The organism is Cupriavidus sp. FW305-27, from assembly GCF_058787995.1.
This window is the reverse complement of record NZ_JBYTAG010000060.1, coordinates 14,184-33,584: the sequence shown is the minus strand read 5'-3', so window position 1 is coordinate 33,584 and position 19,401 is coordinate 14,184. Positions and strand designations below refer to the sequence as shown.

Annotated in this window: 17 protein-coding genes; 16 read left to right on the top strand and 1 reads right to left on the bottom strand. The window is 69.1% G+C overall.

Annotation, left to right across the window (positions count from 1 at the left end; genetic code table 11):
* The first annotated feature begins 630 nt into the window (after positions 1 to 630).
* The 14 genes from AC3WRI_RS25070 to AC3WRI_RS25005 all read left to right on the top strand — a co-directional run bounded on the left by AC3WRI_RS25070 (position 631) and on the right by AC3WRI_RS25005 (position 14,656).
* Positions 631 to 1,740: a collagen-like triple helix repeat-containing protein gene (locus AC3WRI_RS25070; protein WP_011616396.1), complete on the top strand. Its 1,110-nt coding sequence runs from the start codon at positions 631 to 633 to the stop codon at positions 1,738 to 1,740.
* 370 nt (positions 1,741 to 2,110) lie between these two features.
* Positions 2,111 to 2,287: a Flp family type IVb pilin gene (locus AC3WRI_RS25065; RefSeq protein ID WP_010809813.1), complete on the top strand. Its 177-nt coding sequence runs from the start codon at positions 2,111 to 2,113 to the stop codon at positions 2,285 to 2,287.
* A gap of 21 nt (positions 2,288 to 2,308) precedes the next feature.
* Positions 2,309 to 2,785 carry a prepilin peptidase gene (locus AC3WRI_RS25060; RefSeq protein ID WP_041687902.1) on the top strand — a complete coding sequence of 159 codons (477 nt, stop codon included), beginning with the start codon at positions 2,309 to 2,311 and terminating at the stop codon, positions 2,783 to 2,785.
* A 72-nt stretch (positions 2,786 to 2,857) separates the two neighbouring features.
* On the top strand, positions 2,858 to 3,334 hold the full coding sequence (locus AC3WRI_RS25055) for a TadE/TadG family type IV pilus assembly protein (protein WP_010809815.1): 477 nt from the start codon (positions 2,858 to 2,860) through the stop codon (positions 3,332 to 3,334).
* 50 nt (positions 3,335 to 3,384) lie between these two features.
* Positions 3,385 to 4,338, top strand: coding sequence for a Flp pilus assembly protein CpaB (cpaB, locus tag AC3WRI_RS25050; protein ID WP_011616398.1), 954 nt, complete (start codon positions 3,385 to 3,387; stop codon positions 4,336 to 4,338).
* Positions 4,339 to 4,357: 19 nt separating this feature from the next.
* Positions 4,358 to 5,770: a type II and III secretion system protein family protein gene (locus AC3WRI_RS25045; protein ID WP_011616399.1), complete on the top strand. Its 1,413-nt coding sequence runs from the start codon at positions 4,358 to 4,360 to the stop codon at positions 5,768 to 5,770.
* 46 nt (positions 5,771 to 5,816) lie between these two features.
* Positions 5,817 to 7,058 carry a CpaE/TadZ family protein gene (locus AC3WRI_RS25040; RefSeq protein WP_010809818.1) on the top strand — a complete coding sequence of 414 codons (1,242 nt, stop codon included), beginning with the start codon at positions 5,817 to 5,819 and terminating at the stop codon, positions 7,056 to 7,058.
* Between the two features lies 1 nt (position 7,059).
* Positions 7,060 to 8,376: a TadA family conjugal transfer-associated ATPase gene (locus AC3WRI_RS25035; protein WP_010809819.1), complete on the top strand. Its 1,317-nt coding sequence runs from the start codon at positions 7,060 to 7,062 to the stop codon at positions 8,374 to 8,376.
* Positions 8,369 to 9,295 (top strand): type II secretion system F family protein, encoded by a 927-nt coding sequence (locus tag AC3WRI_RS25030; protein WP_492294275.1) that lies wholly within the window; start codon positions 8,369 to 8,371, stop codon positions 9,293 to 9,295. Before AC3WRI_RS25035 ends, AC3WRI_RS25030 begins: the two co-directional genes overlap by 8 nt.
* Before the next feature lie 31 nt (positions 9,296 to 9,326).
* Positions 9,327 to 10,364 carry a type II secretion system F family protein gene (locus tag AC3WRI_RS25025; protein WP_011616401.1) on the top strand — a complete coding sequence of 346 codons (1,038 nt, stop codon included), beginning with the start codon at positions 9,327 to 9,329 and terminating at the stop codon, positions 10,362 to 10,364.
* Positions 10,361 to 11,224 carry a tetratricopeptide repeat protein gene (locus AC3WRI_RS25020; protein WP_010809822.1) on the top strand — a complete coding sequence of 288 codons (864 nt, stop codon included), beginning with the start codon at positions 10,361 to 10,363 and terminating at the stop codon, positions 11,222 to 11,224. Before AC3WRI_RS25025 ends, AC3WRI_RS25020 begins: the two co-directional genes overlap by 4 nt.
* A complete protein-coding gene (locus tag AC3WRI_RS25015; RefSeq protein WP_011616403.1) occupies positions 11,221 to 11,568 on the top strand; it encodes a DUF3613 domain-containing protein in 348 nt (115 codons plus the stop codon). Before AC3WRI_RS25020 ends, AC3WRI_RS25015 begins: the two co-directional genes overlap by 4 nt.
* A complete protein-coding gene (locus tag AC3WRI_RS25010; protein WP_011616404.1) occupies positions 11,565 to 13,253 on the top strand; it encodes a TadG family pilus assembly protein in 1,689 nt (562 codons plus the stop codon). The genes AC3WRI_RS25015 and AC3WRI_RS25010 overlap by 4 nt, the downstream gene beginning before the upstream one ends.
* Before the next feature lie 38 nt (positions 13,254 to 13,291).
* Complete coding sequence (locus AC3WRI_RS25005) at positions 13,292 to 14,656, top strand: sigma 54-interacting transcriptional regulator (RefSeq protein WP_011616405.1); 1,365 nt, start codon at positions 13,292 to 13,294, stop codon at positions 14,654 to 14,656.
* Positions 14,657 to 14,691: 35 nt separating this feature from the next.
* Here the strand turns inward: AC3WRI_RS25005 and AC3WRI_RS25000 are convergent, their stop codons facing one another.
* Positions 14,692 to 15,048, bottom strand: coding sequence for a YgiW/YdeI family stress tolerance OB fold protein (locus tag AC3WRI_RS25000; RefSeq protein WP_010809826.1), 357 nt, complete (start codon positions 15,046 to 15,048; stop codon positions 14,692 to 14,694).
* A 137-nt stretch (positions 15,049 to 15,185) separates the two neighbouring features.
* Here AC3WRI_RS25000 and AC3WRI_RS24995 point away from each other — a divergent pair, with 137 nt between their 5' ends.
* On the top strand, positions 15,186 to 16,334 hold the full coding sequence (locus AC3WRI_RS24995; RefSeq protein WP_439669590.1) for an exonuclease SbcCD subunit D: 1,149 nt from the start codon (positions 15,186 to 15,188) through the stop codon (positions 16,332 to 16,334).
* Entirely contained in the window at positions 16,331 to 19,393 is a 3,063-nt protein-coding gene (locus tag AC3WRI_RS24990) for an AAA family ATPase (protein WP_058698575.1), read from the top strand. The genes AC3WRI_RS24995 and AC3WRI_RS24990 overlap by 4 nt, the downstream gene beginning before the upstream one ends.
* Positions 19,394 to 19,401: the final 8 nt, after the last annotated feature.

The window sequence follows — 19,401 nt, the reverse complement described above, 5'->3', positions numbered from 1 at the left end:
GCTGCGACGCGTCCTGGAGCGGACCCTGCGGAAGTCGGGGGTGGTGCCCGCAAAGCCTTGCCGGGCGCGGATTCCAGGGAAGCGGTGGGACCTGCTTGCGGCGCTGCCGGGGATGGGGTGTCAGGGCGGCTGCGCGTTACGCGTTACGTAACGTGTGTCGTCTGCAGGGAACAAGACAGCCGGAACGGCGGGCTTGCGACGATGGCGATCCAGCCAGGCAAGCGCGCCGTGCCGCGCACTGCCACGGCCTCCCGCCACGGTCATCCGCGCCTCCGTGTTCCCATGTTCCCGGAACACGTTACGTAGCACGTAACACCTCAGGTCCGCGCCGCAACGGCATTTGTGTCCGGCCCGCAGCTACCCCGCATCACCCGGCAATCCGCGCCAGGCAAGGCTTGCAGCGCCGCGGCCGGTTCCGTGCCGGCACCGCTGGCGCCGCTGGCACGCGCCTTGCCATTGGTTGTCCAGACGCGCCGACGATCTCGCGTTCCACGGTCTTGCCGTTCCGCTTCGGAGCGGTCCGCCAGAGGAACAAAGCGGGACACCGGGGAGGCTCGTCGGCAATCCCATGCGGCGCACATAAGACAAGACGGCCGGCAGCACCGTGGCCAACAAGACAGGAGAAGGGCAATGAAAATCAAGCATCCGTCGCAGCATGGCATGACCTCACTGGCCGCGGCCGGCGTGGCCGCCCTTGCGTTGCTGATGGCAGGCTGTTCGTCCAGCGGTGGCGGCAGCGGCGCCAATCCGCGGCCGAACAGCGGCAACACCGACACGCCGGTCAACCCGGCACCGTCCGCATCGAGCGAGACCACGCCCACGGCCAAGGTGACCGAAGGCGCGGGCAATACCGTGGTGGCCACTGGCAATGCCATCAGTGACATCGGCAAGACTATCCAGGAGGCGCCGCTGCCGTTGCTGCCCACCACGGCGCGCGAAAGCGCCGGCGACGTGGTGATCAAGGCCGGCAAGGCGGTTGGCTCGCTCGGTGCCGGCGTGCGCGATGGGCTGGGGCAGATGGGCTCGGTCGACAACCCGGTTGGCGTGACGGTGGCCAGCACCGGCAACGTGGTCCACGACGTGGGCGAGGCGTTGATCAGCGGCGGCGACCTGGTGTCTGGCCTGGGCACCGAGAAGCTGGCACCGCTGGCACCGGTGACCACCCCGGTGGGTGGCCTGGTCAGGCACGTGGGCATCGCGGTGCACGATGGCAGCTACAAGCTGAAAAGCGTGCTGTCCGAAGGCCCGGTCGCGCAGGTCACGAATTCGGTCAGCAAAGTCATCGTGCCGCTGACCAGCAAGGGCACCGACGGCACGCAGACACTGGGAGCGGCCACGCACCTGGGCGAGCCGGCCAACGGCCTGCTCTACAAGGTCGGCAATACGGTGGCTGCAGGCGGCAGCATGATCAGCAACACCCACGCACCGGTGGTCTCGCCGCTGGGCGGCGTGGTGACTGAGGCCGGCAAGACGGTCGCGGCTGCTGGCGCGCTCCTCAACGGCAATGGTCAGGGTGGCGGCAACCCGCTTGGTGGCCTGCTGGGCAACCTGCCGCTGGCCAAGGCTGGTAGCAACGGTGAGGGCGGTTCCGCGGGCGGCGCGCTCGGTCCCGTGACCGCGCTGCTGGCGCCGGTGACCGGACTGGTCGGCGGGCTGAAGCAAGGCGCACACGACAGCCAGGGTGGCAGCGGTGACCACAAGGCGTTGCAGCTGCCGCTGGTGGGTGGCCTGCTGCGCTGAAATGTCTCATCCCGGCTAGGTGTTTTCACGGTGCGCTGTCGCTCATCACCCCGTCGCAGCGCATCTTTTTATTTTGGCTGGCATTGCGGCCGTATGACCGCAATGCCAGGTTGCAGGCCGGTTCCCGGCCGGTCTGCCTGCTCTTTGACAACCTGTGGACCCGGGCGTGCCGGGTCGTTTCAAACGCGCGTCTTAACCCCTTTGGGTCATTGCTATCACCCGTAGGAGGGGTATGGTTGAGACATTCCATGTCTTAAAAAGAAAGCGCAGCAAGCGTGAAAAGTCGATAAAAGAGCGGGCCACAGAGCACCGTGATAATCGAACGGGGGAAGCGTGATCGCGGCAACAGATCACTTCGGGAGTGGAAATCATGAAACGACTCATTGCACGCTTTATTAAGGATGAGCGCGGAGCGACGGCTATCGAATATGGCCTGATCGTCGGGCTTGTTGCTCTGGCGATTGCCGTCGGCGCTGGCAAACTCGGCACCGAGCTTAACGCCAGCTTCGATCGGCTTTCGGTCACGGTTTCGGGATGGTTCAAGTAAAGCCGAAACCATAAGACCGGCGTGATTGCCGCGCTCCTCTGCGCGGCGACCCTCTACACAGACTTCCTCCACCGGCGCGTTCCCAACGCCTTGCTGGCGGCTGCCGTGCTGGCCCTCGGGCTGTCACTGCTCGCCGGACAGGGCATGGAACTGCCGCTAACCACGCGCCTGATCGGCGCCGGGCTGGGCCTTGCGGTCACACTGCCGGTATATGCCCTCGGGCAGATGGCGGCGGGTGACGTCAAGTTCCTGGTCGTGGCGGGGTTGTTCACCGGGCCGCAAGGACTGGTACTGGCATGGGTCGTCGGCAACCTGCTCGGGCTGGTGCACGCGCTGCTGGCGCTTGCACTGGGCGGTCGCGCGCCGGCTACAAGTCAAGCCATCGATCACCAGGACAGCGGACCTATTCCTACGGCGCAGTTTTCGCGGGCGCGCGGCATTCCATATGCCGCGTACCTGGCCGTGGGCGTGCTGGCCTGGATGGCTGCGGGCCATTAGCCGGACAGGCTAGTGGCAAGCAGGCTGCGCCGCCGGTCGGCGCGAAAGAACACCAAGGGACCGGGGTTTCAGATGTTGTTGCACGCAAGGGTCAACAGGGGGATAAACCGGCGCCGCCACGGCGCCGGCAGCGCTGCGATCGAGTTTGCGATCGTGGCGCCGGTGCTGCTCGCCATCGTGATCGGCATCGTCTACTACGGTGTGATGCTGGCGCTGCAACAGGTGCTGACGCTGGCCGCCGAAGAAGGCGCGCGCGCTGCGCTGCGCTATCCAGCGGGCGTTTCCGGCTCAGGCCTCGCGGCCACGCAAGGCGCGCGCGTCGATGCAGCGGCTGCGATGGCGCGCGGCACGCTTCCCACATCCATCAGGAATTTGCTGTCCACCGGCAACGTTGCGCAGGCAGTGCCCTGTGCATCCGGCTCCACCGATGTCTGCGTGCAGGTTACGCTGAACCTTCCCACCACCAACATCCTCCCCGCCGTGCCGATGGTCCCGGTCCCTGCAACGCTGTCAGGCTCGGCAATGGTCCAGCTTTCTCCTGATATCTGAGCCGCCATGCCCCAACGCCCCCACGCCATGCCCATCCAAAGGAATCCCGCATGACCAGCAAGCAGATCCGACTTCTGGCGGTGGTGCTGCTTGGCCTGGCGCTGCTGCTTGCGCTGCTGGCGTGGCAAGTGGGCCGCCAGCCGGCACAGGCGCCCGCGGCATCGACATCCGCCAAACCGCTGCACGCAGTGGTGGTGACCACGCAAGCGGTGGAGGCGGGCAAGCCGCTTGCCGCCGAGGCGCTCAAGGTCGAGATGCTCCCGATCGATCCCACCGGCGCCTACAGCGAGGTGGCACGCGTGACCGGGCAGGTGCCGCTGGTGGCGCTTGGCGCCAACGTGCCGGTGCTCGAAAGCCAGTTGCTGGCTGGCCTGGCCACGCAGGTGCGGGAGGGCGAACGCGCGGTGGCCGTGTCAGTCGATGAAGTCATCGGCGTCGGCAACCAGGTGCAGCCGGGCGACTATGTCGATGTCTTCCTGGTGCTGCGCCGCGACCAGCAGGAGATCCCGGAAAGCCAGGCGCGCATGCTGCTGTCGCGCCTGCGCGTGCTGGCCTACGGCGTCGCCTCGGTCAACCGGCCGCAGAACGCCAAGCCGGAACAGATGATGGCGCGACAGGAGGGCGCCAAGACCGCGGTGCTGTCGGTGCCGCTGGAGCAGGTCAGCCGGCTGGCGATGGCGCAGCAGTCCGGGCGCCTGCTGCTGGCGCTGCGCAATCCGCAGGACGAAGCCATGCCCAGCGACGGCATGTTTGCCGAACCCCCGCCCGCGCTGGCCGCGCGCGCCGGCGTTCCCGCCGAAGCGCCGCGCGCGGCCCCCGACAAGGCCATGGCCGGCGTGATGCTGTCCGGCCTGGCCGCCCCCGCCGGCGCCTCTGCCCCGCGCGCGCCGGTGGCAGCGCCGGCGCCGCGGCCGCTGCAGGTTGCCGCGCCGCCCGCGCCAGCCCAGGCGAGACAAAGCGCAGGCGTGGAAGTCATTCGCGCGGGCAAGCGCGAGATCGAATAAGAACGTGGGCGCCGACTTTATGCATATCCAGAAGAAACCAGCCCATTCGACGGCCCTGCGCCGCAGGCTGATGCAACTCGCGCTGGCCGCGATGCTGGCCACTACCGCGTGGTGCGCACTGGCGCCGCGCGCACAGGCGCAGGAAGCCGTGAACGCGCGCCAGTTGCGCCTGCTGGCCGGCGCGCAGAAAGAGATCCGCAGCGCGCAACCGGTGGAACGCGTCGCGGTGGGCAACCCGGCGGTGGCCGACGCGCTGGTGCTGCGCACGCGCGGTGCCCCCAGCGTGCTGCTGGTGGCCAAGCAACCTGGCGTGACCGACGTGATGGTGTGGACGCGCGGCGGCGCCGAGCCGCTGACCTACAACGTGCAGGTCGATGCCATCGCGCCCGATGCCGATGGCGCCAAGCTTGGCTATTCCGCCGCCGGTGCCACCATCACCGGGCAGTCGCCCGATGCCTATGCCGCGGCGCGCGCGCAGGCAGCGGCGCGCGCGGCCACCACCGGCAAGACCGATGGCAAGCCCGGCCTGGTGGTGGATCGCTCTACCGTGCCGCTCTCCGGTACCGTGCAGGTCGACGTCAAGGTGGTGGAGATCAGCAAGACCGTGCTCAAGGAAGTCGGTATCAACTTCTTCCGCAACAACTCCGGCTTTGCCTTCGGCACGTTCTCGCCATCGACGCTGAACAAGTTCACCTTTACGCCCGGCAGCGGCGGCGCACCGGGCAGTTTCAGTGCCGACATCGCGTCGCCGATGAGCAATGCCTTCAACCTGGTGGCCGCGTCGCTGACACACGGTATCTTCGCCAATATCAGCCTGCTGGAGGCCAACGGCCTGGCGCGCGTGCTGGCCGAGCCCAGCCTGGTGGCGCTGTCCGGCCAGAGTGCCAGCTTCCTGGCCGGCGGCGAGATCCCGATCCCGGTGCCGCAGGCGCTGGGCACGACCACGATCCAGTTCAAGCCATTCGGCATCGGGCTGACGGTGTCGCCCACGGTGCTGTCGGCCGACCGCATCGCGCTGAAGGTGGCGCCGGAGGCGAGCGACCTCGACCCCTCGCGCGGCATCTCGATCAATGGCGCGGTGGTGCCCGCCATCGTCACGCGGCGCGCCGACACCACGGTGGAACTGGGTGACGGCGAGAGCTTCGTGATCGGCGGGCTGGTCAGCCGCAACACCGTCAGCAACGTCAACAAGGTCCCGGTGCTGGGCGACCTGCCGGTGATCGGTGCCTTCTTCAAGAACCTGAATTTCCACCAGGAAGACCGTGAGCTGATGATCGTGGTCACGCCGCGCCTGGTGAAGCCGCTGGCCAAGGGCGCGCCGGCGGCGCAAGCCGTTGGTGCCGATGGCCGCACCAACGGCAACCCCAATGTATGGGGCTGGTATGTGCTGGGCGAATACGCGGACCCGACTTTGCCGGGTTTCTCAAAATAGCCGCCGGCCGTGCCGGCAGGCATGGCCAACAGCTTGAGGCGGAGAGATGGATTATTTTCTGTTGCACGCAACGCAGGACGAAGTGAAGGACTGGCTGGGCAAGGTCCTGGGCGGGCTGGGCACGCTGGTGGCCGAAGGCGGCGCGCAGGAAGCCTTTCTCGAGCGCGTGGCCCAGCTGCGCCCGGGGCTGGTGTTCCTGCACTTCTCGACGGAACTGGCCGGCGCGTCGGCGCGGCTGGGCGAGCAGCTGCTGCGGCTCTTCCCGGGCCTGCCGCTGGTCGCGGTGGGCCATGCCGACGAGCCCGGCATCATGCTGGCGGCGCTGCGCGTGGGCGTGAAGGACTTTATCGACCTGCGCGACGCGCCGGCCGATGCCGAGGCCGTGGTCAAGCGCCTGGCCGTGCCGGGCGAGCAGGTGCGCCAGGCCGAGTCGGCGCGCCAGGGCAAGATCGTGGCGCTGCTGGGCGCGCGCCCCGGCGTGGGCGTGACCAGCCTGGCCGTGAACCTGGCCGCGGCGGCACGCCGCCACCTGCCACTGAATGAAAAGACTGACGCGCGCGCCGAAGTGCTGCTGCTGGACCTGGGCCTGCCGGCGCGCGACGGCGCGCTGTACCTGAACCTGAGTCCGGGCTTCCACTTTGTCGAGGCGGTGCGCAACCTGCGCCGCTTCGACCAGGTCTTCGTGCAGACCGCGCTGACACGCCACGGCAACGGCGTATGCGTGCTGCCGCTGCCCGCGGCGCTGGGCGAGCTGCGCGACATCTCTTACTCCGAAGCCATCAGCCTGCTGGAGCGGCTGCGCGCGTTCTTCGACATGCAGATCATCGACCTGGGCGGCTTCGGCAATGCCGAGTTCACCGCGCAGATCGTCAAGGCCGCCGACAGCGTGGTGCTGGTGGCCGACCAGAGCGTGGGCGCGATCGTTTCGGCCGCGGAGCTGGTGCATGAGCTGCGCGCGCGCGAGGTGGAGCGCGACGACCTGCACCTGCTGGTGTCGCGCTTCGATGCGCGCCTGGGCGTGGATGCCGCGCAGATCGCGCACCGCGTGGGTGTGCAGTCGGTGGGCACGCTGCCCGACAGCCGCGCACCGCTGGTGCTGGCCATGAACCGCGGCGCGGTGCTGGCCGACGACGATCCGCACGACCCCTATGTGCGCGCCCTGGCCGACCTGCTGGCACGACTGGGCTACCGCGCGGCGCAGGCCAGGGAAACCAGCCTGCTGGCGCGGATGAAGGACAAACTGCCTGAGGCGCTGCGCGCGGTGCGCGTGGCACGCACTGGAACCTGACATGACGCAAGCGATTGAATTCTCCGACAACGCCCCCGCACCGTTTCCGGTCTCGCAGGAATTCCAGAACATCAAGGAAGCGGCGCACGAGCACCTGCTGACCCGCATCGAAGAGCTCGGCGCAGAGTTCGGCCGCTGGTCGCGTACCGCGATCCAGCGCTTTGTCGACCTGGAACTGGAGAGCTTTACCCGGTTGCGCCGCATCCCCATCAACGAGGCCGAGCTGCGCCAGATTGCCGAGGCGCTGACCAAGGAGCTGGCCGGCTTCGGCCCGATCGAAGACCTGCTCAACGACCCCGCGGTGGAAGACATCCTGGTCAACGGCCACCTTGACGTCTACGTGTCGCGCCACGGCGTGCTGGAGCGCATCCCGGTGCGCTTTACCGACAGCGGCCACCTGCTGCGCATCGTGCGCCGCATCCTGGCGCCGATCGGCAGGCGGCTGGACGAGTCCAACCCGATGGTCGATGCGCGCCTGCCCGACGGCGGCCGCATCAACGTGGTGATCCCGCCGCTGGCGCTGGAGGGTCCAGTGGTGTCGATCCGCAAGTTCCGCAAGGACCCGATGACGCCTGCTGACCTGCAGGGGCTGGGCACCATGAGCCCCGAGATCTGCGACCTGCTGCAGGCCGCGGTGCAGGCGCGCTGCAATATCCTGGTGAGCGGCGGCACCAGCTCGGGCAAGACTTCGCTGCTCAATGCGCTGGCCACCTTCGTGCCGACCACCGAGCGCGTCATCACCATCGAGGACACCGCCGAGCTGGCGCTGAACCACCCGCACGTGGTGCGGCTGGAAAGCCGTCCCGGCGGTTTCGAGGGCACCGGCGTGGTGTCGATCCGTGACCTGCTGCGCAACAGCCTGCGCATGCGCCCGGACCGCATCATCGTGGGTGAAGTGCGCGGCGGCGAGGTGCTGGAGATGCTCCAGGCGATGAGCACCGGCCACGATGGTTCGATGGGCACCATCCACGCCAGCAGCCCGCGCGAATGCCTGTACCGGCTGGAGATGCTGGCCGGCTTTGCCGGCTTCCAGGGCAGCGAGGCGAGCCTGCGCCGGCAGATTGCCAACGCCATCGACTTTATCGTGCAGATCGCGCGGCTTTCCAACGGCAAGCGCCGCATCGTCTCGATCACCGAGATCACCGGGCTGGGCGACAACATCATTTCCACCCAGGAGCTGTACCGTCACGAGCCCTACGTGAACCCGGACGGTACCGAGACCGACCGCTGGCTCTCGCTCGGCCTGCTGCCGCACTCGCCCAAGCTGGCACGCATGCGCGGACCGGGCTTCATGCTGGACGACCGCTTCGATGTCTAGCGCCACGCTGCTGCTCGCCGCCACGGCCCTGGTCATCACCGGCCTGGGCCTGCTGCTGCTGGCCAGCGCACAGGCGCGTGCGCGCCGCGAGCAGCAGCAGGCCTTCCTGCAGGCGCAGACCGAGCAGGTGCGCCTGCGCTATGCGCAGGCGCCGGATCCGGCGCTGCAACTGCCCACACGCGACCTGCGCCGCCGCTGGGACGACTTCCTGCGGCGTGCCGACCTGGCGCCGACGCGCCGTACCGCCATCGTCTGGATCACGCCGGTGGTGCTGTGCACGCTGGCCGGCGCGGTGGCGGGGCAATGGCTGGGCGCGGTGTCGGCCCTGATCGTGGCGCTGGCCGTGGCGGCGTTCGCGGCCTGGAACCGCGTGCGCCGCCTGCACAAGAAGCTGTTGTCGCAACTGCCCGGGTTCCTGGACGGCGTGGTGCGGCTGATGACGATCGGCAGCAGCGTGCCGGCGGCGTTCCAGAATTCGATCGCCAATACCGAGGCGCCGCTGCGCCAATGCCTGGTGCAGGCCGTGCACCTGCAGCGCGCCGGCAAGGAGCTGGACCAGGCGGTGCTGCAGGTCGGGCGCGTGTACAAGGTCGAGGAACTGGTGCTGGTGGCTTCCGTGCTGCGCCTGTCGGTGCGCTACGGCGGCCGCGCCGATGTGGTGATGGAGCGCACCGCCGCCTTTATGCGCGACCGCGAACAGGCCCAGCGCGAGCTGATGGCGCTGTCGGCCGAGACCCGGCTGTCGGCGTGGATCCTGGGGCTGCTGCCGCTGGTGGTGGCCGGCGGCCTGTTCATGCTGAACGCGGGCTACATCTTGATGATGTGGAAGGATCCCACCGGCAAGACGATGCTGCTGTCGGCCCTGGCGCTGGAAATTGCCGGGGCCTTCATGCTGTACCGGCTGGCCAAGTCGATCTGAGCGGCATGCCAGCACGCAGACAAGAGCCAACATGGACCGCCTGACACTGATTTCGCTCAGCCTGCTGGCCGCCGCCTGCGGCGTGGGCGTACTGACGCTGCCGCTGTTGCGCGACTGGCGCCAGCGCCGGCTGTCGGCGCGCACCATCGACGGCGCGCTGGCGCGGCAGCGCGCGGCGGAAGCCGCCCAGGCCGCCCACGCCGCCGTCCCCGCCGCGTCGGGCACCCAGGCTGCGGCAAAGGCCGGTGCCGCCGCGCCGCAGGGCCGGGGCGGGGCGGCTACCGCAATCGGGGCACAACTGGGCGCGCGCGTGGGCGAGCGCATCAATGCCCACTGGCTGGATTCGCGCCTCGGGCGCGCGGTGGTGACGCCGGAAGACCAGCAGTTGCTGGAGCAATGTGGATGGTACGGGCCGCAGTCGCGCATGCTGTTTGGCGTGCTGCGGCTGGGGTTGCCGTCGGCCCTGGCGCTCGCCGCCATGCTCTGGCACGTGGGCGCGGGCGCCTTTGCCATCGTCGCGTGGGGCTTCGGCACGTTTGCGCTGGCCTACCTGGCCCCCAAGTGGCACCTGCGCCGCCGTGCCGCGGCGCGCCTGCGCATGGTCGATGACGAGCTGCCGGTGCTGATCGACATGCTGCGCCTGCTGCAGGGCGTGGGCCTGTCGATCGACCAGAGCCTGCAGGTGATCGTGGCCGAGTTCGGCAGCATGCTGCGCGTGCTGGGGCCGGAGCTGGCACGCGCCAACCAGCAGTTTGCCTCGGGACGCTCGCGCGAACAGACGCTCTTGCGCATCGGCCGGCTGTTCGACAGTGAAGACCTGAAGAGCCTGATCACGCTGCTGACGCAGGTGGACAAGCACGGCGGCGCGGTGCAGGAGCCGCTGCGCCAGTTCGGCCTGCGCATGCAGGAGGCGCGCAAATCGCGCTTGAAGGATGAGATCGGCCGGCTCACGGTCAAGATGACCGCGGTGATGGTGGTGAGCCTGCTGCCGGTGCTGCTGATCCTGACCGCGGGCCCCGGCTTCCTCGGGGTGATCCGCATGCTGGCACATATGGGAGGGACGCGATGACGCGCTCAGTCGGTCCGGCGCTGGGCCGGATCTCGAAAACGGCGGCGTGCCTGCTGCTGGCGGCGCTGTCTGGCTGCGCCGCCAATCAGAACGGGGCCGCGGCCATGCATGACCAGGCCGAGGCGCAGGTGGAACTGGCCAAGCTGCGCGACAAGACCGCGCGCGCCGAATACAGCGAGCAGGCGGTCTACCTGGGCCTGATCCGCAAGATGCAGCAGGACGGGCTTTACTTCGCCTCGCTGGCGCATATCGAGGTCTACGTGAAGCGCTTCGGCGCCGGCCCGGAGATCCAGGCGATGCGCGCCGATGCGCTGCGCGAGACCGGGCAGGACAAGGCCGCCACCGATGCTTACCAGCAACTTGCAGCGACGTCGCAAGGCGAGCAGGCCGCGCATGCGCACCACGGGCTCGGCCTGCTGGCGGGGCGCCAGGATGACTTTGCGCGCGCCGTTACAGAGCTGCGCCAGGCCGCCGCGCTCGACCCCGTCAATCCGCGCATCTCCGGCGACCTGGGCTACGCGCTGATGCGCGCCGGCGCGCTGCAGGACGCGCGCGTGCCGGTGATGCAGGCGCTGGAACTGGACGCGCGCAATCCGCGTGTGATCAGCAACGCCGTGGTGTGGCTGATCGCCGACGGCAAGCGCGCGCAGGCCAACGCCATGATGCAAAAGGCCGCGCTGCCCGAAGCCACGCGCAGCGCCATCCGCAAGGAAGCCGACCGCATCGCCCGCGCCACCGCGGCGCGCGACCGCGCAGCGGCCCGTCCTGCGCCGGCAGCGCGGGCGCCATCGAAACCCGCCACCACCGCACCGGCCACCTCGGTGGCGGCCGTGGCCGCAACCGCAGGGGCTACCCCATGACCGCCATGTTCCGCATTGCCATCCCCGCGCTCTGCCTGCTGATGCTGGCGCCCGCCGCGCAGGCGCAGACCGACCGTGCCACGACCGAGGCCGCCGCCACCGGCATGCCGGCAGGCAGCCCGGCGCAACGCGAGATCGGTGCCGACACGCGCGCCATCCTTGCCATCCAGCGCGAAGGCACGCAGGCTGGCCCCATGCTGCCGATGCACGGCGAGCAGGCCGCGCTGGGCTATGAGCGCTACCTGAACAGCTTCCGCTTCGCGCTGCCGGAGTTCTACACGGGGCAGGCCAACGCCAGCACCGCGCGCGCCGGCTCCGCCGGCCAGATGCTGGGCGGCAAATGAGCTTGCGCCAGCCGCGGCCGCGCCGGGCACCTCGATCCGCACGCGGCGCCATCAGTGTGATGGCGGCGCTGCTGATCGCCACCGTGGCGATCGCCGCGCTGGTGTCGATCGACGTGGGGCATGTGTTCATGCGCCAGCGGCAGTTGCAGAACGTGGTGGACCTGGCCGCGATGTCGGCGGCACAGCAACTCAAGCGAGCTGATAGCGCGGCGAATCTGAACGCCGCTGTGCTGGGTACGGTCAGGAATATCGGTGCGAAGAACGGGTATCCGTCGGGCATTGCAATGGGTTGCGGCGATGCCACCGGTGGCGGCGCGGATGCCATGACTGCCTGTCTTGGCGTGTGGGATCCGGCGAGCGGCGGGCCGAAGCATTTCAGCGCTACGTATGAAGCAACCAAGGTCTCGCCCAATGCCGTGCGCGTGCAGGCAACGCAGACCGTGCCAATCCTGTTCGTGATCGACGGCGGCAGCGGCCGGCAGCTGTTTGCTGAAGCGATTGCCAGCGGCAGTCCGCCGGTGGCGGCGTTTTCGCTGGGTACTGGGTTGCTGGACGTCTCCACCGCCAACAGCATGCTGAGTGTGTTGCTGGGCAATACGGTGAGCTTGTCGTTGGTGGACTGGCAGGGACTGGTCAATACCACCGTGACGCTGGACCAGTTGCGGCTCAAAGCGGGTGTCGGCACGGTGGACCAGCTGTTGAACACTTCATTGAATCTGCGTGATTTCTATGCGCTGGTGCTTGGCGCCGCTGGCCGCGACGCGCTGCTGACGACGATGCTGGGCAGCCCGCCAACCGCGCTCGGGGCCAGCGGGGCGGCGGCTACGGTGTCACTGGCCAGGCTGCTTGATCTTGGTTTGATGGCGCCTGCGGCATCGTCGGCGGTGGAGGTGGGCCTGAACGTGGCGCAGTTGCTGCTCGCCTCCGCGCAGGTGGCGCGAGGGGATACGGCAGTTGCCCTGCCACTGAACATACCCAATCTCCCGCTTGGCCTGGGGGGCATCAGCGCCAACCTGCGCGTGATCGAGCCGCCGGTGACGGCGGCAGGTCCGGCGCGACAGCTCTCCAGCAACCCGGACGCCTGGCAAACGACCGCAAGCTCATCCCAGGTAAAACTGACCCTGATGCTCCAGATCACCTCAAATATCCTGAAACCGGTACTGGACGCCAACTTGAACGTGCCGCTCTATCTCGATGTGGCCAACGCCACCGCCGACCTGACCAAGCTGCAATGCGCGGCAAATCCTGGGGACCGCCGTGCCACGATGCACGTCAGAAGTGGTCTCGTCACGGCGTGCCTCACCGATGGCTGCACGGGTAGCGATGTGGTGCTCGGCCAGGCTAAGCTGGGGCTGTTCGACATTGCGGACGTGATTGCCACGGACGTCCCACGCTATGGCAGCACGGCTGGCCAGGAGGTCACGCTGGCACCGGGCGGGCATGCGCAAGTTGGTACCGCCGATCCGTTTGGCGGGTTGTTCTCGCAAGTGCTGGCCCTGAAGGTGCGGACCAGGCTGCTGGGCATCCTTAGTGTGCCCATTGATCTCGGCCCGCTACTCGCGCCGGTCGGGGCAGCGCTCGACGCATTGATCCCGCCGCTGCTCGCCAGCCTCGGCATCCAGCTAGGCACCGCCGACCTCTGGGTCCACAGCATCGACTGCAACAATGCCGAACTGGTGTACTGAGCCATGATTGCGCCAAACCGCCTGATGGCAGAAATCGAATGAAGACAGACCGCTGGGCCTACGAAAACCTTGAAGTCTACGTGTGGGAAGGCAAGTACGAGATCGCCGACCGCGTCACGCGTTTCCTGGCGCCGCTGGGCGTGGACGTGATCCGCGCCGGCGCACTCGAAGCCTTGCCTGCCGAGCCGCGCCTGAAGCCCTGCATCGCGGTGATCAGCGTGTCGGTGATCGGCGCGGCGCGCTTTTCGCTGGACTGGGAGGCCGCGCACGGCATGCCGGTGATCTGGGTGGCAGGCCCCGGCCGCGAGGCCGATCCCGGGCGCTTTCCGCCGGAGTACGCGCATATTCTTGCCGATGACTTCACCGGCGCCGACCTGCGCAGCCAGATCGGCAAGCTGCTGCCGCAACTGCTGGCCACGGACGCGCCCGGCGAGCGCGAGGCCGATCTGGTGGCCGGCTCGCCGGCGATGCGCCAGTTGCTGCAGCATGTGGAAACCTTCGCCGACTTCGGCAGCAACGTGATGCTGTATGGCGAAACCGGCGCGGGCAAGGAACGCATCGCGCGCCTGTTCCATGAGCGCAATGGCACCTACGGAAAGGGGCCGTTCGTCGCGGTCAACTGCGGTGCGATCCCTGACGGCTTGTTCGAGTCGCAGTTCTTCGGCCATGCCAAGGGCGCGTTCACCGGCGCCTCGTTCGCGCACCGTGGCTATTTCGAGCAGGCCAACGGCGGCACGCTGTTTCTCGATGAAATCGGCGACCTGCCGCTGTTCCAGCAGGTCAAGCTGCTGCGCGTGCTGGAAGAGAACGTGATCACCCGGCTGGGATCGACCCTGGCGGTCAAGCTGGATTTCCGGCTGGTGGCGGCGACCAACAAGGACCTGCGCGACGCGGTGCGACAGGGGCGTTTCCGCGCCGACCTGTTCTTCCGCCTGGCGGTGATCGAGATGCGCATCCCCAGCCTGGAAGAGCGTGGCCAGGCCGACAAGGTGGCACTGCTGCAGTCCTTCCTGCGCCATATGCTGGGGGAATCCGGCTTCGACGCGCTGCCGCCGATGCCTGACTGGCTCAAGGGCGCGGTTGGCACCGCCTATTTCACCGGCAATGTGCGCGAGCTGCGCAACCTGGCCGAGCGTGTGGGCATCACCGTGCAGCAGACCGGGCACTGGGACGAAGAGCGCATCCGGCCGCTGTTCCGCTCGCTGCATCCGGGTGCGTTCGATGGCGGCGAGCGCAACGACCTGCGTGCCGATACGGAAGAGCGCCGCCGCATCCTGGCCGCGCTCGATGCCAATGGCTGGCGGCGGCAGGACACGGCGGCAAGCCTGGGCATCAGCCGCAAGGTGCTGTGGGAAAAGATGCGCAAGTACCAGATCGCCGACAGCGAGGCCGAGCCGGTCTGACTGCACGGCTCAGAACACGCGCATCAGGACACGCCTCAGGGCAGGCGGATCTCCTTCACGTCGAAGTGCGATTCGCCGATCAGCTCCTTGTCGTATTCGCCGACCAGTTCCACCGTGGTCTGCGCATCCACCGGCTTCTGTGCCGGCCAGAGCTTGGCCTTGATCTTCACCTTCATCTGGCCGGTGCCGTCCGAGAACAGGTAGCGCTCGTCGCCGACGCTGCTGATGATCTTGCCGCGCAGCACGGCCTGCTGGTCGTCCTTGCCATCTGCCTGCAGCGCCTTAACGGTCATCACCGGGACGGCCGACGGGCCGGTGTACTGGGCGCTGGCGCCGGCGGCGGCCAGTCCCAGCACAAGGGTCAGGGCAGTGGCGGTCAGGATGCGTTTCATGTGCGTTCTCCGAAAATTTCAAATTTGGGGCGACTGCATGCATGATGCGCGCGCCCGCCTGAACCGTTGCTGAACGGGCAGTCAGGTCGCAACGCATTATGATGCGGGTTTCGCCTTTGCATCTATCGGATCCCGGATTGCGTTTCCTTCACACCGCCGACTGGCATCTCGGCCGGCTCTTCCATGCGCGCAGCCTGCTGGAAGACCAGGCCCATATCCTCGACCAGTTTGTCGAACTGGTCCGCACCGAACGCCCCGATGCCGTGCTGATCGCCGGCGACGTCTACGACCGCGCCGTGCCGCCGCCTGAAGCAGTGGCCTTGCTCGACGACGTGCTGGGCCGCATCGTCATCGACACCGGAGTGCCGGTGGTGATGATCGCCGGCAACCATGACAGCGCGCAGCGGCTGGAATTCGGCGCGCGGCTGATGCGGGCGCAGGGCCTGCACGTGGCCGGCCGCACGCTGGCCGAGGCGGCCTGCGTGACGCTGCACGACACCCACGGCGAGGTGCGCATCTACGCGCTGCCGTACGCGGAACCGGCGGTGGTGCGCGATGCCATGGGCACCGACCTGCCATCGCATGAAGCCGCGCTGCGCGCGCAGCTCGATGCCATCCGCGCGGTGCATCCGCCGGGCGTGCGTGCCGTGGTGGTGGGCCATGCCTTCGTGGTGGGCGGCGCGGCAAGCGAATCGGAACGGCCGCTGTCGGTGGGCGGCAGCGGCGCGGTGGCCGCGGACCTGTTCGCCGGCTTTGACCTGGTGGCGCTGGGCCACCTGCACCGGCCCCAGACGCTGGGCGGCGGGCGCGTTCACTATGCGGGCTCGCTGCTGAAGTATTCGCTGTCAGAGTGCGCGCACGACAAGTCGGTGTCGCGCATCGAACTGGGCGCGGACGGCGCGGTCGCCATCACGCCGGTGCCGCTGCAGGCGCTGCGCGATGTGCGCGTGGTCGAAGGCGAACTGGCCGCGGTGCTGGCGGCGGGTGTCGATGATCCGCAACGCGATGACTACATCCACGCGCGGCTCACCGATACGGGCGCGCTGCTGGACCCGATGGCCAGGCTGCGGCAGGTCTATCCCAATGCGCTCGCGATCGAACGCACGGTGCTGGCGCGCACCGGCACGGCTTCGGAGGCCGGGCGCAAGTTGCGGCAACTGGGTACCGGCGAACTCTTTGCCAACTTCTTCCGCGAAGTGGCGGATGCCGAGCTGGAACCGGACCAGCGTGCCGTGCTCGACCAGGTGCTGACCGGGATCGCCGCCGCGGACAGGGAGTCGGCATGAGACCGCTGCATTTGACGCTGCAGGCCTTCGGTCCCTTTGCCGCGACCGAGCAGGTCGATTTCACGCGGCTGGGCGAGCAGGCCTTCGTACTGATCCATGGCCCCACCGGCGCGGGCAAGACCACGCTGCTCGACGCGATCTGCTTTGCGCTGTACGGCGATACCTCCGGCGGCGAGCGCAGTGCGCAGGCCATGCGCAGCGCCAACGCCGCGCCCGCGCTGCGCACCGAGGTGACGCTGGAGTTCAGCCTGGGCGCGCAGCGCTGGCGCGTGGTGCGCTCGCCGGTACAGGAGCGGCCCAAGCAGCGCGGCGAGGGCTGGGTGACCGAGCCGGCCAAGGCCCAGCTGGACCTGCATGACGGCAACGACTGGATCAGCAAGGCCAGCCAGCCCGCCAGGGTCAGCGACGCCGTGCGCGACTTGCTGGGTTTCGACAGTGCCCAGTTCCGCCAGGTGATCGTGCTGCCGCAGGGGCGCTTCCGTGAATTGCTGACCGCCAGTTCGCAGGCGCGCCAGGCCATTCTGGAGCGCCTGTTCCGCACCGAGTTGTACCGGCGTGTGGAAGAGCTTCTGAAGGCCGAGGCCGCCGGCATCCGCCGCGATGCCGAGCGCATCACCATCCAGCGCGACGAAGCGCTGCGCCAGGTTGGGGTGGAATCGGCGCAGGCGCTGGCAGAGGGAATCGAGGCCTTGCAGGCCGAGTTGCAGGCGCTGCAGGGGCAGGAACAGGGCGCGCGGGCCACGCTGGCCGCAGCGCAGGCGGCGCTGGGTGCCGGCGAGCAGGTGGCGGCGCGGTTGCGGGAACGCCAGCAGGCGCAGGCCGCGCACGCGGCGCTGCTGGCGCGCCAGCCAGCCATGGAGCATGAGCGCGCGCGCCTGCACGCCGCCCAGCGCGCCGCGCGTGTCAGGCCGGCACTGCAGGCGTGGCAAGCCGCGCAGCGCGACCAGGCCGCCAGCGCCGTTGCCTTGACGCAGTCTGGCGAGCAGGCGGCGCGCGCCGCGCAACAGGCCACGCAGGCGGCTGCCGCCTTGCAGGCCGAAAAGGCACGCGCTGAAGCGCGCCAGTCCGCGCAGAGGCGGGTTTCGCAGCTGGCAGACATGCTGCCGCGCGCGCAGCAGCTGGGTGCGCAGCTGGCCGCGCTGCAGGCGGCCGAAGCCAGGCAGGTGGCAGCCGCCACCGCGCGCGAACGCGCCGCCGCACAGCTTGCCACGCGGCAAGCCGATGCCGTTGGCGCGGAGTCCGCGCTGGCGCAAGGCCAGCTTGCTGCCGCGCAGGCACAGGCCACGGCGTTGCAGCTGGCCGCGTTGCAGGAACGCGCGCGGCAGCTTGACCGTCATCAGCAAGCTGTCCGGGCACTGGATGCCGCGAACGCACAGGCGGCCAATGCCGCCGCTGCCGAACAGCAAGCCCTGCGCCAGCGCGAGCAGTGCCGCGCCGCGCTGGCCGAAGCGGAAGCCGCCTGGCGCGCCGGGCAGGCCGCGCGGCTGGCCGCAAGCCTGGCAGCGGGCGATGCCTGCCCGGTCTGCGGCAGCACCGCGCACCCGGCACCGGCGCAGCACGTGGCGGCGCCGCTGTCGGACCAGGCGCTGGAGCAGGCCCGCCACGCCGCGCTCGAGGCTGAATCCCATGCGGTGCGCTGCACCGGCCAGCACCAGGCGGCACAAGCTGCCATTGCCCAGGCGCGCGAGCGGCTGGACGAACTGGCGCAGGCGCTGGGCGAGGTCGGCGACGAGTCCGCCCGCAAGCTGAAAGCCGAGATCACGGGACTGGAAGCGGCACTGGCCGAAGGCCGGCAAGCGGCGGCAAGCCTTGCGCAACGCGAAGCCGCCATCGTCAGCTGCCGCACCGCGCTCGCAGCGGCGGACGCCGCCAGCCGCGATGCCACGGCCGGCGCCGAGGCCGCTGCCCAGGCGCTGGCCCACTGCCGTGGCGAATGGCAGGCCAACAGTGCGCAGGTTCCCGAGGATTCACGCGACCCCGTGGCGCTGGGCGAGGCCCTGCGGCAGGCGCAGGCTATGCTCGCCGCCTTGGAACAGGCACTGGCCGCTGCGCAGGCGGCCGAGCGCCAGGCTGCGGCGGACGCGGCCGGGGCACAGGCTGGACTGGTCTCGGCACAGCAGGCCCAGGCCCAGGCGTCTAACCGCCTGGCCGAGGCCGAATCCGTGCTTGCAAAGGCGCTCGCGCAGCAAGGCTTTGCCGATGTGCCGGCCCACGCGGCCGCCTGTCTTGGCGACGATGCCATGCAGGCGCTCGACGCGACGCTGCGCGCGTTCGATACCCAGCTGGCCACAGCCGCCGACTGGCGCGAACGCGCCGAGGCCGCCGCGCAAGCGCTGGACGCACCGGATCTGGACGGCCTGCGCGCAGCGCGCGATGCGTCGGCCGCCGCGGTGGAAGCCCTGGTCCGGCAACAGGCCGAGCGCGGCCGTTCGCGCGACACGCTGCTGCAGTGCCAGCTGCGCCTGCAGCAGCTGGACGCGAAGGGGCGCGACATCGAGGCACGCTACGCGGTGCTGGGCCGGCTGGCCGAAGTCGCCAACGGCAACAACCCGCGCCGCATGACCTTCCAGCGCTTCGTGCTGGCCACGCTGCTCGATGAGGTGCTGGAAGCCGCGTCGGCGCGTTTGCTGGCGATGAGCCGCGGCCGCTATGTGCTGCAGCGCGTGCGCGAGCAGGCAGACCAGCGCAGTGCGGGCGGACTGGATATCGAAGTGTTCGACCACGATACCGGCGCGGCGCGTCCGGCCAATACGCTGTCAGGCGGCGAGGGCTTCCTCGCGTCGTTGTCGCTGGCGCTGGGGCTGGCCGACGTGGTGCAGTCGCGCGCCGGCGGCATCCAGCTCGATACGCTGTTTGTCGACGAAGGCTTTGGCACGCTCGATCCCGAGAGCCTGGACTTTGCCATCCGTACGCTGCTGGAGCTGCAGCAGGCAGGGCGGCTGGTGGGGATCATTTCGCACGTCACCGAATTGCGTGAGCGCATCGACGTGCGGTTGGAGGTGCGCCCTGGGGTTGGCGGCAGCCGGGTACTGTTGACGGGCGTGGCGACCCTCGCGTAATGCGGCGG